This is a genomic window from Burkholderia reimsis, assembly GCF_003294055.1.
GTDB lineage: Bacteria > Pseudomonadota > Gammaproteobacteria > Burkholderiales > Burkholderiaceae > Burkholderia > Burkholderia cepacia.
On record NZ_QMFZ01000022.1, the window covers coordinates 86696 to 100249 of the forward strand.

The following is a 13554-nucleotide window of genomic DNA, read 5'->3' on the forward strand; positions in this document are numbered from 1 at the left end:
CATATTTCACAAGGGTTTCAGCCGAGGTGCGAGCGTTTCGCGGCCGGTGCGACGGTTTCCATCGTCGCGAGACCGTGCACGATGCCGCAATCCTCGACCGAATGCTCGCCGACGCATTGCCGGCGCAATTCGGTGAGCTGGTCGCGCAGATGCGTGAGTTCCGCGAGGCGCGCATCGACGTGGCCGATGTGTTCGTCGAGCAGCGCATTGATCGAATCGCAGGGATCGGCCGGCGTGTCGGTGAGCTGCAGCAGCGCGCGGATTTCGTCGTGGGCCATGTCGAGTGCGCGGCAGTTGCGGATGAAGCGCAGCCGTTCGACATGCACGTCGGTGTAGTTGCGGTAGTTCGAGTCGGTGCGCTCCGCATCCGGCATCAGCCCCTCTTTTTCGTAGAAACGGATCGTCTCGGGTGTGCAGCGGGCCGCCTTGGCCAGTTCGCCGATCTTCATTGTCTTTCTCCCGTGCAAGGGTTGACCTTGTAGTGGCTTCAGGGTGTTAACTCTACTCCGTCAAGCCATTGAAAGCCATTGAGGAGGTTGTCATGACCGATGCCCAGCGTACCCACGACCCACGACACCGTCATGCCGGCGGCGCCGATGCGTGCTGCGCCGATTCGCGCGACACGCAGACGGCGACCGTCGTCGACGCGGTGCCTGCGGCCGGCGAGCGCGCGCACGGCCACGACCATGATCACGGCGATCACGGCGACGCGCATCGGCACGGCGCGGCGTGCACGCATGACCACGGCGCGCACGACCATTCGGGTCATGGCCACGATCATGCGGAAGGCAACGGCCATGTACACGGCGACGCGTGCTCTCACGACCACGGCAAGCACGACCATGCCGGTCACGACCACGACCACGACCACGACCACGACCACGACCACGACCACGACCACGACCACGACCACGCGGCCGGCGACTGCTGCGCGCCTGCCGCGCTGACGCTCGCGCCGCTGCCGGTCGCGCAGGCGACCGCGTCGGGCCACGTGCGCTCCGCGTTCCGGATCATGCAGATGGACTGCCCGACCGAGGAAACGCTGATCCGCAAGAAGCTCGGCGGGATGCAGCAGGTCTCGGCGCTCGAATTCAACCTGATGCAGCGGATGCTGAGCGTCGAGCACGTGCCCGGCGCGCAGCCGGCGATCGAAAGCGCGATCCGCTCGCTCGGCATGACGCCGGAAGCCGCGTCGGCCGACGCACCGGCCGCGCCCGCCGCGCCGCCGCCCGCGAAGCCGTGGTGGCCGCTGGCGCTGGCCGGCGTCGCCGCGATCGCATCCGAGGGCGCGACGTGGGCCGGGCTGCCGGTGTGGCTCGCGGCGGCGCTCGCGCTCGCCGCGGTACTCGCGTGCGGGCTCACCACGTACAAGAAGGGCTGGATCGCGATCCGCAACGGCAACCTGAACATCAACGCGCTGATGAGCATCGCGGTGACGGGGGCGATGGCGATCGGCCAGTGGCCCGAAGCCGCGATGGTGATGGTGCTGTTCACGATTGCCGAGCTGATCGAGGCGAAGTCGCTCGACCGCGCGCGCAATGCGATCCAGGGCCTGATGCAGCTCGCGCCGGACACCGCGACCGTGCAGAACGCCGACGGCTCGTGGCGCACGATCGAGGCCGCGCAGGTGGCGCTCGGCGCGGTCGTGCGCGTGAAGCCGGGCGAGCGGATCGGGCTGGACGGCGAGGTCGTCGCCGGCCGCTCGACGGTGAACCAGGCGCCGATCACCGGCGAGAGCCTGCCCGTCGAAAAGGCGGCCGGCGACGCCGTGTACGCGGGCACGATCAACGAATCGGGTTCGTTCGAATACCGCGTGACGGCGGTGGCGGCCAACTCGACGCTCGCGCGGATCATCCACGCGGTCGAGGAGGCGCAGGGCGCGAAGGCGCCGACGCAGCGCTTCGTCGACCAGTTCGCGCGTATCTACACGCCGATCGTGTTCGCGGTCGCGCTGCTGGTGGCGGTGGTGCCGCCGCTCGTGATGGGTGGTGCGTGGCACGACTGGATCTACCGTGCGCTGGTGCTGCTCGTGATCGCTTGCCCGTGCGCGCTGGTGATCTCGACGCCGGTGACGATCGTGTCGGGGCTCGCGGCCGCGGCGCGACGCGGGATTCTCGTGAAGGGCGGCGTCTATCTGGAAGAAGGGCGCAAGCTCGCCTGGCTCGCGCTCGACAAGACCGGCACGATCACGCACGGCAAGCCGGTGCAGACCGACTTCGACCTGCATGCGACCGATGCCGATGCGGTGCGGGTGCGGCACCTCGGTGCGAGCCTCGCGGCCCGCTCCGATCACCCGGTGTCGCAGGCGATCGCCGCCGCGGCCCGTGACGCCGGCGCGACGGCCTTCGCCGATGTGCAGGACTTCGAAGCGATCGTCGGGCGCGGAGTGCGCGGCACGATCGACGGCACGCGCTACTGGCTCGGCAACCACCGGCTCGTCGAGGAGCTCGAGCGCTGCTCGACGGCGCTCGAAGCGAAGCTCGATGCGCTCGAGCGGCAGGGCAAGAGCGTCGTGGTGCTGGTCGACGAAGCGCGCGTGCTCGGCATCTTCGCGGTGGCCGACACGATCAAGGACACGAGCCGTGAAGCGATCGCCGATCTGCACGCGCTCGGCATCCGCACCGCGATGCTGACGGGCGACAACCCGCATACCGCGCAGGCGATCGCGAAGCAGGCCGGCATCGACGACGCGCGCGGCAACCAGTTGCCGGAAGACAAGCTCGCGGCGGTCGAGGAGCTGTCGGCCGGCGGCGCGGGCGCGGTCGGGATGGTCGGCGACGGGATCAACGACGCACCGGCGCTCGCACGTGCCGACATCGGCTTCGCGATGGGGGCGATGGGCACCGATACGGCGATCGAGACGGCCGACGTCGCGCTGATGGACGACGACCTGCGCAAGATTCCCGCGTTCGTGCGGCTGTCGCGCGCGACGCATCGCGTCCTGGTGCAGAACATCGGCTTCGCGCTCGGCGTGAAGGTCGTGTTCCTCGGCCTCACGGTCGCGGGGCTCGGCACGATGTGGATGGCGGTCTTTGCCGACGCGGGCGCCAGCCTGATCGTCGTGGCCAACGGCTTGCGGCTGCTGTCGTCCTCCGGGGCGTTCGGCGGTACGCAGGCCACGCGTTGAGGAGCGGGCGATGAGCTTTCTGAAGCGAATCCTGGGCGGCCACGGCGGTGGCCACGGCAGCGGCCACGGCAGCGGCCACGGCAATGGCGGCCACGGCGGCGGAGGCGGGCATCACGGCGGGCAGCGCCGGGACGCACACGGCGGCCACGATGCGCGCGGCCGCGATCGCCACGGCTGGGGCTGGCAGGCGCCGGCCGACACCAGTGGCGGGCGAGGCGGCCAGGGCGGCAACGTGCCGCTGAGCCAGCTCGCGTGCGCCGGCTGCGGCGCGCTCAATGGGGCCGATGCGCGCTTCTGCGCGCAGTGTGGCGCGGCGCAACGCGGCAAGGCCTGCAGCCGCTGCCATGCGGCGCTGGCGGCCGACGCGCGGTTCTGTCCCGGCTGCGGGACGCAGGCGGCTTGAAGAGGTCCGCGCGCTCGTGCCGGCTGCGCAAAAGCACCGGCCGGCGCGCTTCGTTCGACGGCCGGCGCACCAGCCTGCCCGATATCGTCCCGGGCCAGCTCGCGCCGGCAATATCGTCGCGGTCCGTCCAGATACACGGCTCCACGACGTACCTTTTGCTCAGCGTAGCGGCAGATGAATTTCGGTACGCAGGTCGGCCGGCGCCGCATCCATCGGCGTGTTGAGGTACAGCTCGAACGGCGGCGCGTCGGCGGCTTCGCGGCCCGAATGACGCAGCCAGTCGCCGTAGAGCCACTGGTAGGCCGTCTTCAGGTCCGCGTACGGCCCCGTGTGCAGCAGCACCGCGTATTCGCCGCCCGCGACCGTCGCGCGTTCGACCGGCGGCACGGGCTCGACGTCCGGCGCGCCGTCGGCCGGCATGAAACACGCCTTCGCGCGCAGCTGCGCTTCGGGCGTCGTGTCCGGATCGTCGTAGAAAATGCCGATCATCTTCGCGCCCGGGCCGATCAGCCCGTGCTGCCCGACCCAGGCGCCGATCCGCCCGAACGCGTCGCCGACCTTCATGTACGCGCCCGTGTGCGCCACCGCGTAGCCACGCAGTTCCGGCAGCCGCCGGATTTCGACTTCATGCTTGAACATGTCTTCCTCTCCTCTCTGTAGTGGATAGATGGGCCGGTGGCTGCCCGTGCGCCGGTGCTGCGCGGGCGGCACACCGTATGCGTCGCGAAACGCCCGCGCGAACGCGTGCGTCGAACCGTAGCCCGCGCGCCGCGCGATCTCGTCGATCGGACGCGCCGTGCACACGAGATCCTCGGATGCGCGCACGATCCGCATCCGCCGCACCGTCAGCACGATCGATTCGCCGTACAGCGCGCGATAGACGCGCTGCCAGTGATACGGCGACAGGCACGCGACTTCGGCGAGCCGGTTCAGGTCGAGCGGGCCGTCGAGGTGCGCGCGGATGTATTCGTGGACGCGCGCCACGCTTGCCGCGTAGCGGGCCCAGGCAGGCTGGTCGGGTTTCGTTTCGACGGTCATCGGCGTATCCGGGCAGGAACCGACGCCACGGTAGCACGGTGCGAATTGATAAATCTTGCGGAAATACGCAGGCGCGCCGACCCGTCAGGCCCTTTTTCATTTTGACGAAATGGGGTCTTGCCCCTCTGCGATCTATGACTAAAGTTAAAGACGGTGAAATCGGGTGATCGCGTCATTTTTCTCGGGTAAGTTGCTCCGTCGGGGCAGCACGCTTTTCGAAGTACGCAGGTAGTTCGTCGATGTCCAATCGCAACACCACGTTTTCGGGAGAAGAAGAAATGGATGCTTCCAGCTTCATCACGTCGCTGCAGACCACGCTAGGGGGGTATCTGCCGAAGATTGCCGGCGCGATCGGCATCCTGGTGATCGGCTGGCTGATCGCCGTCGCGGTGCGGGCCGGCGCGATGCGTCTGCTCGGCGCGCTGAAGGTCGACCAGCGGATCAGCGAAAGCACCGGCCAGGGCGCATGCGTCGAGCGCATCATCGCCGGCGGCCTGTTCTGGCTCGTGCTGCTGGTCACCGCGGTGGGCATCTTCAACGTGCTCAACCTGTATGCGGTCTCCAACCCGTTCTCGCTGCTCGTCACCCACATCGTCAACTACCTGCCGAACCTGATCGGCGGCGCGGCGCTGACGCTGATCGCGTGGCTCATCGCGTCGCTGCTGCGCAGCCTCGCGAACCGCGCGCTGAAGGCGAGCAAGATCGACGACAAATTGTCCGAAGGCGCCGGCTTGCAGCCGATGAGCGGTTATCTCGGCGACGTGCTGTTCTGGCTCGTGATCCTGATGTTCCTGCCGGCGATCCTCGCGTCGTTCGCGCTGTCGGGGCTGCTGACGCCCGTGCAGGGGATGGTCGACAAGCTGCTCGCGATCGTGCCGAACCTGTTCGCGGCCGCGGTGATCGGCATCGTCGGCTGGATCGTCGCGCGCGTGCTGCGCGGCCTCGTGACGAACCTGCTCGTCGCCGCCGGTGCCGACCGCCTCACGCAGCGTCTCGACAGCCCGACGCCCGTGCGCGTGTCGAGCCTGATCGGCACGGTCGTCTACGTGTTCGTGTTCGTGCCGACGCTGATCTCCGCGCTCGACGCGCTGAAGATCGACGCGATCTCGGTGCCGGCCACCAACATGCTGAACCAGTTCCTCGGCGCGGTGCCGGACATCGTCGCGGCGATCGTGATCGTGCTGGTGACGTTCTACTTCGCGCGCTTCGTCGCGTCGCTCGCGCAGAAGCTGCTGGAAGCCGCGGGCGCCGACGGGCTCCCGGCCGTGCTCGGCGTCGAACGCGTGTTCTCGGGGATGCTGCAGCCGTCGGTGCTGGTGGCGCGGCTGATCGTGTTCTTCGCGATGCTGTTCGCGTCGGTCGAAGCGGCGAACAGGCTCGGCTTCTCGCAGGTGCGCGACGTCGTCACGTTGTTCATCGAATTCGGCGGCCACGTGCTGATGGGCGGCGTGATCCTCGTGATCGGCGTGTGGCTCGCCAGCCTCGCGCGCCGCGTCATCGAGCAGGCCGACCGCGAGCACAGCGTGCTGTTCGCGCGCATCGCGCAATTCGCGATCCTCGGCCTCGTGTTCGCGATGGGGCTGCGCGCGATGGGCATCGCGAACGAGATCGTGCAGCTCGCGTTCGGCCTCGTGCTGGGTGCGATCGCGGTGGCGGTGGCGCTGTCGTTCGGCCTCGGCGGCCGCGAAGCGGCCGGCAAGCTGCTCGACCGCTGGTTCAACCAGCGCGGCGGCGGGCAATAAGTCTTTCGCGTCGATCGTCCGTCCGGCCGCTGCGTGCGGCCGGCGGCGGCGGTCGCAGCGGGGCGGGCCCGGCATCGGTGCCTTTCGCGCAGCGGGAGGCCACACAAGCCCGGAACAGGCGTTTCCGTCAGCGAAATGTCAGCCGCGATCTTTGCCGAATTTCGATAACACGTCGTTTAATGACTCTCTAGCATCGATTCTCAGTCGCGCAGGCCGCCAGGCCCGGCGCATTTGAGGAGAGAGTCCGATGAAAGCAGAGTCGAATGGCCGGCCCGCCGCCGGCGCCAAGTCGTCCGGCCAGCCCGCGCTGCAGCAGACGCTCGGGACCTGGCAACTGTGGGGCATCGCGGTCGGCCTCGTGATCTCCGGCGAATACTTCGGCTGGAGTTACGGCTGGGCGAGCGCCGGCACGCTGGGTTTCGTCGTCACCGCGCTGTTCGTCGCGGCGATGTACACGACCTTCATTTTCAGTTTCACCGAGCTGACGACGTCGATCCCGCACGCGGGCGGCCCGTTCGCGTATGCGCGCCGCGCGTTCGGCCCGACCGGCGGTTATCTCGCCGGCGCGGCGACGCTCGTCGAATTCGTGTTCGCGCCGCCCGCGATCGCGCTCGCGATCGGTGCGTACCTGCACGTGCAGTTTCCGGGCCTCGAGCCCAAGCATGCGGCGATGGGCGCGTATCTCGTGTTCATGGCGCTGAACATCGTCGGCGTGCAGATCGCGGCGACCTTCGAGCTCGTCGTCACGCTGCTCGCGATCTTCGAGCTGCTGGTGTTCATGGGCGTCGTGTCGCCGGGCTTCGCGTGGAGCAACTTCATGAAGGGCGGCTGGTCGGGCGCCGATCATTTCAGCATGGGCGCGTTCCACGGGATGTTCGCGGCGATCCCGTTCGCGATCTGGTTCTTCCTCGCGATCGAAGGCGTCGCGATGGCCGCCGAAGAGGCGAAGAACCCGAAGCGCTCGATTCCGATCGCGTACGTCGCGGGGATCCTGACCCTCGTGGCACTCGCAATCGGCGTGATGGTGTTCGCCGGCGGCGCGGGCGACTGGACCAAGCTCGCGAACATCAACGACCCGCTGCCGCAGGCGATGAAGTACATCGTCGGCGCGAACAGCGGCTGGATGCACATGCTCGTGTGGCTCGGGCTGTTCGGCCTCGTCGCGTCGTTCCACGGGATCATCCTCGGTTATTCGCGCCAGATCTTCGCGCTGGCCCGCGAAGGTTACCTGCCGGAGTGGCTCGGCAAGGTACATCCGCGCTTCAAGACCCCGCACCGCGCGATTCTCGCGGGCGGCGTGGTCGGCATCGCGGCGATCTACAGCGACGAGCTGATCCAGTTCGGCGGGCAGACGCTGACCGCGAATATCGTGACGATGTCGGTATTCGGCGCGATCGTGATGTATATCGTGAGCATGGCGTCGCTGTTCAAGCTGCGCCACACGCAGCCGAACATGGCGCGGCCGTTCCGCGCGCCGCTGTACCCGATCTTCCCGGCCTTCGCGATCCTGGCGGCGCTCGTCTGCCTCGCTACGATGGTGTATTTCAACGGGCTGGTCGCGCAGGTGTTCGTCGGCTTCCTCGCGGTCGGCTACGCGTACTTCCTCGCGACGCGTTCGCAGCGCGAGAGCGCGCCGGGCGACGCGCTGGTGGAGGAGTGAGCAGGTGAAGGTGAACGGCCGTTCCTGACGGCATCCGGCGCGCCCCGTCGAACGGGCGCGCCGTCGGCTTTTGGCAAGGCAAGGAGACTCGCACGATGTCCTATACGGAGACGATCGGCCCGCGCACGTACCGTTTCGCGGACCTGAAGACGCTGCTCGCGAAGGCGAGCCCGCTGCGTTCCGGCGACCAGCTCGCCGGTGTCGCGGCGGCGAGCGAGGAGGAGCGCGTGGCCGCGAAGATCGCGCTCGCGGGTGTGCCGCTGAAGGCGTTCCTGAACGAGGCGGTGATCCCGTATGAAGACGACGAGGTCACGCGCCTGATCGTCGACGATCACGATGCGGCGGCGTTCGCGGAAATCTCGCATCTCACCGTCGGCGATTTCCGCAACTGGCTGCTGTCGCCCGCCGCCGACGGCGCGGCGCTCGAACGGATCGCGCCGGGCCTCACGCCCGAGATGGTCGCCGCCGTGTCGAAGCTGATGCGCAACCAGGACCTGATCGCCGCGGCGAGAAAGCGCCGCGTCGTCACGCACTTTCGCAACACGGTCGGGCTGCCGGGCCGGATGTCGGTGCGGCTGCAGCCGAACCACCCGACCGACGACGTGAAGGGGATCGCCGCGTCGATGCTCGACGGGCTGATGTATGGCTGCGGCGACGCGATGATCGGCATCAACCCGGCCACCGACAGCCTCGCGGCGATCGTGAAGCTGCTCGCGATGATCGACGCGTTCCGCGAGCGCTACGGCGTGCCGACGCAGTCGTGCGTGCTCACGCACGTGACCAACACGATCGCGGCGGTCGAGAAGGGCGCGCCGGTCGATCTGGTGTTCCAGTCGATCGCGGGCACCGAGAAGGCGAACGCGAGCTTCGGCATCTCGCTCGCGCTGCTCGGCGAGGCGCGCGAGGCCGCGCTGTCGCTCAAGCGCGGCACCGTCGGCAACAATCTCATGTACTTCGAGACGGGCCAGGGCAGCGCGTTGTCGGCGAACGCGCATTTCGGCGTCGACCAGCAGACCTGCGAGGTGCGCGCGTATGCGGTGGCGCGCAAGTTCGAGCCGTTCCTCGTGAACACGGTGGTCGGCTTCATCGGGCCCGAATACCTGTACGACGGCAAGCAGATCATCCGCGCGGGGCTCGAGGATCACTTCTGCGGGAAGCTGCTCGGCGTGCCGATGGGCTGCGACATCTGCTACACGAACCACGCGGAAGCCGACCAGGACGACATGGACACGCTGCTGACGCTGCTGGGCGCGGCCGGCATCAACTTCATCATGGGGATTCCGGGCGCGGACGACGTGATGCTGAACTACCAGAGCACGTCGTTCCACGACCAGCTCTACGTGCGCGAGGTGCTCGGCCTGCGCCGCGCGCCGGAATTCGAGGAGTGGCTGGAGACGATGGAGATCGCCGACGCGCACGGTGCATTGCGCGCCGCGAGCTCACGCGTGCCGCTGCTCGCGGGCGCGAACGACTGGATGGGGATTTCGGCATGAGCGACGCCGTCGAAAAGAATCCGTGGGGCCAGCTGAAGTCGTTCACGAACGCGCGAATCGCGCTCGGCCGTGCGGGCAACAGCCTGCCGACCGCGCCGCTGCTGGCCTTCAACCTGTCGCACGCGCAGGCGCGCGACGCGGTGCACCAGCCGCTCGACTCGGACGCGCTGCGGCGCGAGATCGAGGCGGCCGGCCTGCTGCCGACGCTCGGCGTGCAGAGCGCCGCGCCGGACCGCGACCATTATCTGCGCCGGCCCGATCTCGGCCGCAAGCTGTCGGACGACAGCCGCGGGCTGCTCGCCGGTTACGGCGCGGCGCTCGACGACGCGCCCGATGTCGTGTTCGTGGTCGGCGACGGGCTCTCGGCGTTCGCGGCCGCGAAGCAGGCGCTGCCGCTGCTGCAGGCGGTGCGGCCGCGGCTCGACGCGGACGGCTGGCGGATCGGCCCGGTGGTGGTCGCGACGCAGGCGCGCGTCGCCCTCGGCGACGAGATCGGCGAGCTGCTACGCGCGAAGGTCGTGGCGATGCTGATCGGCGAACGGCCGGGGCTCAGCTCGCCGGACAGCCTCGGCGTGTACCTGACGTGGGCGCCGAAGGTCGGCTGCCACGACGCGCTGCGCAACTGCATCTCGAACGTGCGGCCCGAAGGGCTGCCGTACGCGGCGGCCGCGCACAAGCTGCATTACCTGATGACGCACGCGCGCAGGCTCCAGCTGACGGGCGTCGGGCTGAAGGACGACAGCGATGCGCTGTTGCCGCAGGCGGAAGCGGAGCGGATCGGGGCGGACTGAAAACGGTCGCACGCGGGCCGCTCCCGCATCGCGGTGTGCGTGCCGTTCGAGCGGCATGAGCGGCATGAGGGGCGGCTGTCGAGGCGCCTGCTACCCGGCTACCTGAACAGCCGCTCGCACAGAAAATCGACGAACACGCGCAGTTTCGGCGACAACTGCCGGCTCGACGGCCACACGATCGAGAACTGCCCCGGCGCGATCCGGTAGTCGTCGAGCACGGTGACGAGCGTGCCGTGTTCGAGCGCGTCGCGCGCGAGGAAGTCGGGCATGTAGCCGATGCCGAGCCCCGCGAGCACGGTGCCGCGCAGGGCTTCCATGTTGTTGCAGGTCAGTGCGGTGCGCAGCTTCGCCGGCGTGCCGTCGGCGGCCGCGAGCGCCCAGTCCTGCAGCTTGCCGGTGGTCGGGAAGCAGTAGCGCACGCATTCGTGCGCTTCGAGATCGCGCGGCGTGCGCGGCGTGCCGGCCCGCGCGAGATACGCGGGCGTCGCGCACAGCACGAACGCAAACGGGCCGAGCCGCCGTGACATCAGGCTCGAATCGGACAGCGGGCCGCTGCGGATCGCCGCATCGAAGCCGCCTTCGACGACATCCACCATCCGGTCGTTGAAATCGAGATCGAGCTCGACGTCCGGGTAGCGCTGCCGGAACTCGGGCAGCACCGGCAGCAGGAACCGGTAGCCGATCACCGGCAGGCTCACGCGCAGCCTGCCGCGCGGGCGCTGCGCCGACGCGGTCACGGTCGCTTCCGCGTCGCGGAAATCCTCGAGGATCCGCTGGCAACGTTCGTAGAAATGCCGCCCCTCTTCGGTGAGGGTGACGCGGCGGGTCGTGCGGTTGAACAGGCGCACGCCCAGCGACTGTTCGAGTTTCGCGATCGTCTTGCCGACCGCCGACGCCGAGATGCCGAGCGCGCGGCCGGCCGCGACGAAGCTCAGCGCTTCGGCGGTGCGGACGAACGCGACGATGCCGGACAGGTTTTCCATCGAATCGAAGCACGCACGACGACGCGCGCTGTGAAGTGAATTGCGGAATTCTAGTCCGGTATATGCGGAACTTCGCGTGGTTTTTCTTCGATTGAATCGGATTTATCGTCTGTCGCTCTGACGGCGCATCCGCGCCGGCCTTTTGAGGAGCGATGATGGATCAGCCTTTTTCAGCCGCATCGACGCAGTCGGCACGCCGGCGCGCGTGGGTGCTGGCCGCCGTCTGCATGGCCGCCGTCGCGCTGCCGTTGTCGTTTTCGGGCGGCGCGGTCGCGACGCCCGCGATCGGCCGCGACCTGCACGGCGGCACGGTCGCGATGAACTGGATCACCAACGCGTTCATGCTCGCGTTCGGCAGCTGCCTGATGGCGGCGGGCGCGCTGGCCGACCAGTTCGGCCGCAAGCGCCTGTTCGCGATCGGCGTCGGCGGCTTCACGCTGATGTCGGTCGCGCTCGCGTTCGCGCCGTCGATGCTCGCGGTCGACCTGCTGCGCGCCGCGCAGGGGCTCGCGGCGGCCGCGGCGCTCGCGGGCGGCACGGCCGCGCTCGCGCAGGAGTTCGACGGCGCGGCGCGCACGCGCGCATTCAGCCTGCTCGGCACGACCTTCGGCATCGGGCTCGCGTTCGGGCCCGTGCTGGCCGGCGCGCTGATCGGGCACGGCGGCTGGCGCACGATCTTCGTGACGAGCGCGGTGGCCGGCGGGCTGTCGCTCGGCTTCGGGCTGCCGCGCATGCACGAGTCGCGCGACCCGCACGCGACAGGGCTCGACTGGCCCGGTACGGCCGCGTTCACAGCCGCGCTGACGCTGTTCACGTTCGGCGTGATCGAAGCCCCCGCACGCGGATGGTCGAACGCGCTCGTGATCGCGCTGCTGGCCGGCGCGGCGCTCGGCGCCTGCGCGTTCGTCGCGATCGAGACGCGGGTCGCGCGGCCGATGCTCGACCTGTCGCTGTTCCGGATCGCGCGTTTCGTCGGCGTGCAGGTGCTGCCGGTGTCGACCTGCTGCTGCTACATCGTGCTGCTCGTCGTGCTGCCGCTGCGCTTCATCGGTATCGACGGCTTCAGCGAGATCGACGCCGGCTGGCTGATGCTCGCGATTTCCGCGCCGATGCTGGTCGTGCCGCTGGTCGCGGCGACGCTCACGCGCTGGCTGACGGCCGGCGTGATCTCGGGGCTCGGGCTGCTGATCGCGGCGGCCGGGCTCGTGTGGCTGGACGTCGCGCTGCGCGGCGGCGCGGGGCCGGCGGCGATCGCGCCGATGCTCGCGATCGGCGTCGGGGCCGGCATGCCGTGGGGGCTGATGGACGGGCTGTCGGTGAGCGTCGTGCCGAAGGAGCGCGCGGGGATGGCGACGGGCATCTTCAGCACGACGCGCGTGGCCGGCGAAGGGATCGCGCTCGCGATCGTCGGCGCGGTACTGGCCGCACTCGCGCAGACGGGGCTGCGACAGGCGGCGGGCGCAGCCGGCACGCCCGACGCGACGCTGCGTGCGGCCGCGCGGCTCGCGACCGGCGATCTCGCGGGCGCGGCGGCTGCGTTGCCGGGTGTCGGCCATGCGGTGCTGCTCGCGAGTTACGCGCATGCATTCGACCGGTTGCTGATCGGGCTGGCGGTCGTCACCGTGCTGTGTGCGGTGGTGGTGTTCGTGTTTCTCGGCGGGCGGCGGGTGGCTGTCGAAGCGGGCGACGGCACCGAAGGGCACGCCCATGCCGACGCGCCGGTGCGCAGCCGGATCGATGCGGCCTGCACGGAAACGCACGGGCGTTGAGCGGCGTATCGCCATGCACGGGCGTTTCGGCCACGACAGCCGGAGCGCCGCGTCGTTTCATCGTCGTTTGCGTCGCGAGTCGACGATTCGTTCAGCGCATCGCGTGAATCACGCCAGCACCAGCGGCGGCAGCGCCGCATCGGCGCGCGCCTGCGCCCGTTCCACGTCAACCACCACATAGCGCCGCGCGTCCGGCCACAGGTGAGCGCGGCCTGGCGCATCCTCGTCGATCGTCGCGCGGCCCTGCACGAGCCAGGTCGTCTGCCGCACGAAATCGACGAACAGCAGCGCGACGGCCGGATTCACGAGCAGGTTGCCGATCGTGTTGAACAGGTTGTTGCCCGCGAAGTCGGGCAGCACGAGCGTGCGGCGGTCGGGGATGTCGACGAGCGGCTCGAACGAGCCGTCGGCGCGCGGCTGGCGGCCGCGGTACGAGCAGTCGCTGTTGCCGCCTTCGTCGGCGGTCGCGACGATCAGGAACGCCTGCTCGCGGATGAACGCGATGGCGTCGTCGGTCAGGGGGCCGCGGTCGTCCATGGTGTCGGTCG

At 69.3% G+C, this 13554-nt stretch carries 11 protein-coding genes; 7 read left to right on the forward strand and 4 right to left on the reverse strand.

The window, feature by feature from the left end; all coding sequences use genetic code 11:
* Positions 1–17: 17 nt before the first annotated feature.
* Positions 18–449: a Cd(II)/Pb(II)-responsive transcriptional regulator gene (gene cadR, locus DPV79_RS24085; RefSeq protein ID WP_014895515.1), complete on the reverse strand. Its 432-nt coding sequence runs from the start codon at positions 447–449 to the stop codon at positions 18–20.
* A 92-nt stretch (positions 450–541) separates the two neighbouring features.
* Between cadR and DPV79_RS24090 the strand changes: the two genes are divergently transcribed.
* Complete coding sequence (locus DPV79_RS24090; protein ID WP_113046649.1) at positions 542–3127, forward strand: heavy metal translocating P-type ATPase; 2586 nt, start codon at positions 542–544, stop codon at positions 3125–3127.
* A 10-nt stretch (positions 3128–3137) separates the two neighbouring features.
* Positions 3138–3530 (forward strand): zinc ribbon domain-containing protein, encoded by a 393-nt coding sequence (locus tag DPV79_RS24095; protein WP_113046650.1) that lies wholly within the window; start codon positions 3138–3140, stop codon positions 3528–3530.
* A gap of 159 nt (positions 3531–3689) precedes the next feature.
* Here DPV79_RS24095 and DPV79_RS24100 read toward each other — a convergent pair whose 3' ends face one another.
* Positions 3690–4568 carry an AraC family transcriptional regulator gene (locus DPV79_RS24100; protein ID WP_059490293.1) on the reverse strand — a complete coding sequence of 293 codons (879 nt, stop codon included), beginning with the start codon at positions 4566–4568 and terminating at the stop codon, positions 3690–3692.
* A gap of 278 nt (positions 4569–4846) precedes the next feature.
* Between DPV79_RS24100 and DPV79_RS24105 the strand changes: the two genes are divergently transcribed.
* The 4 genes from DPV79_RS24105 to eutC all read left to right on the forward strand — a co-directional run bounded on the left by DPV79_RS24105 (position 4847) and on the right by eutC (position 10254).
* A complete protein-coding gene (locus DPV79_RS24105; RefSeq protein ID WP_059493883.1) occupies positions 4847–6310 on the forward strand; it encodes a mechanosensitive ion channel in 1464 nt (487 codons plus the stop codon).
* Positions 6311–6557: 247 nt separating this feature from the next.
* Positions 6558–7970: an ethanolamine permease gene (eat, locus tag DPV79_RS24110; RefSeq protein ID WP_113046651.1), complete on the forward strand. Its 1413-nt coding sequence runs from the start codon at positions 6558–6560 to the stop codon at positions 7968–7970.
* 95 nt (positions 7971–8065) lie between these two features.
* Complete coding sequence (locus DPV79_RS24115) at positions 8066–9463, forward strand: ethanolamine ammonia-lyase subunit EutB (protein WP_113046652.1); 1398 nt, start codon at positions 8066–8068, stop codon at positions 9461–9463.
* On the forward strand, positions 9460–10254 hold the full coding sequence (eutC, locus tag DPV79_RS24120) for an ethanolamine ammonia-lyase subunit EutC (RefSeq protein WP_021164100.1): 795 nt from the start codon (positions 9460–9462) through the stop codon (positions 10252–10254). Before DPV79_RS24115 ends, eutC begins: the two co-directional genes overlap by 4 nt.
* A 98-nt stretch (positions 10255–10352) precedes the next feature.
* Here eutC and DPV79_RS24125 read toward each other — a convergent pair whose 3' ends face one another.
* Positions 10353–11237 (reverse strand): LysR family transcriptional regulator, encoded by an 885-nt coding sequence (locus tag DPV79_RS24125; protein WP_021164099.1) that lies wholly within the window; start codon positions 11235–11237, stop codon positions 10353–10355.
* Between the two features lie 155 nt (positions 11238–11392).
* Here DPV79_RS24125 and DPV79_RS24130 point away from each other — a divergent pair, with 155 nt between their 5' ends.
* Entirely contained in the window at positions 11393–13006 is a 1614-nt protein-coding gene (locus DPV79_RS24130; protein ID WP_113046682.1) for an MFS transporter, read from the forward strand.
* A 108-nt stretch (positions 13007–13114) separates the two neighbouring features.
* On the opposite strand, the gene DPV79_RS24135 is transcribed toward DPV79_RS24130, so the two are convergent.
* Entirely contained in the window at positions 13115–13543 is a 429-nt protein-coding gene (locus DPV79_RS24135; protein ID WP_244321804.1) for a pyridoxamine 5'-phosphate oxidase family protein, read from the reverse strand.
* Positions 13544–13554 lie beyond the last annotated feature (11 nt).

Bases quoted from the DNA above. Each gene is read 5' to 3' on its own strand.
- DPV79_RS24125 (WP_021164099.1), bottom strand. From the start codon at position 11,237: ATGGAAAACCTGTCCGGCATCGTCGCGTTCGTCCGCACCGCCGAAGCG.
- DPV79_RS24090 (WP_113046649.1), top strand. From the start codon at position 542: ATGACCGATGCCCAGCGTACCCACGACCCACGACACCGTCATGCCGGC.
- eutC (WP_021164100.1), top strand. From the start codon at position 9,460: ATGAGCGACGCCGTCGAAAAGAATCCGTGGGGCCAGCTGAAGTCGTTC.
- DPV79_RS24130 (WP_113046682.1), top strand. From the start codon at position 11,393: ATGGATCAGCCTTTTTCAGCCGCATCGACGCAGTCGGCACGCCGGCGC.
- DPV79_RS24105 (WP_059493883.1), top strand. From the start codon at position 4,847: ATGGATGCTTCCAGCTTCATCACGTCGCTGCAGACCACGCTAGGGGGG.
- DPV79_RS24135 (WP_244321804.1), bottom strand. From the start codon at position 13,543: ATGGACGACCGCGGCCCCCTGACCGACGACGCCATCGCGTTCATCCGC.
- DPV79_RS24095 (WP_113046650.1), top strand. From the start codon at position 3,138: ATGAGCTTTCTGAAGCGAATCCTGGGCGGCCACGGCGGTGGCCACGGC.
- DPV79_RS24100 (WP_059490293.1), bottom strand. From the start codon at position 4,568: ATGACCGTCGAAACGAAACCCGACCAGCCTGCCTGGGCCCGCTACGCG.
- cadR (WP_014895515.1), bottom strand. From the start codon at position 449: ATGAAGATCGGCGAACTGGCCAAGGCGGCCCGCTGCACACCCGAGACG.
- eat (WP_113046651.1), top strand. From the start codon at position 6,558: ATGAAAGCAGAGTCGAATGGCCGGCCCGCCGCCGGCGCCAAGTCGTCC.
- DPV79_RS24115 (WP_113046652.1), top strand. From the start codon at position 8,066: ATGTCCTATACGGAGACGATCGGCCCGCGCACGTACCGTTTCGCGGAC.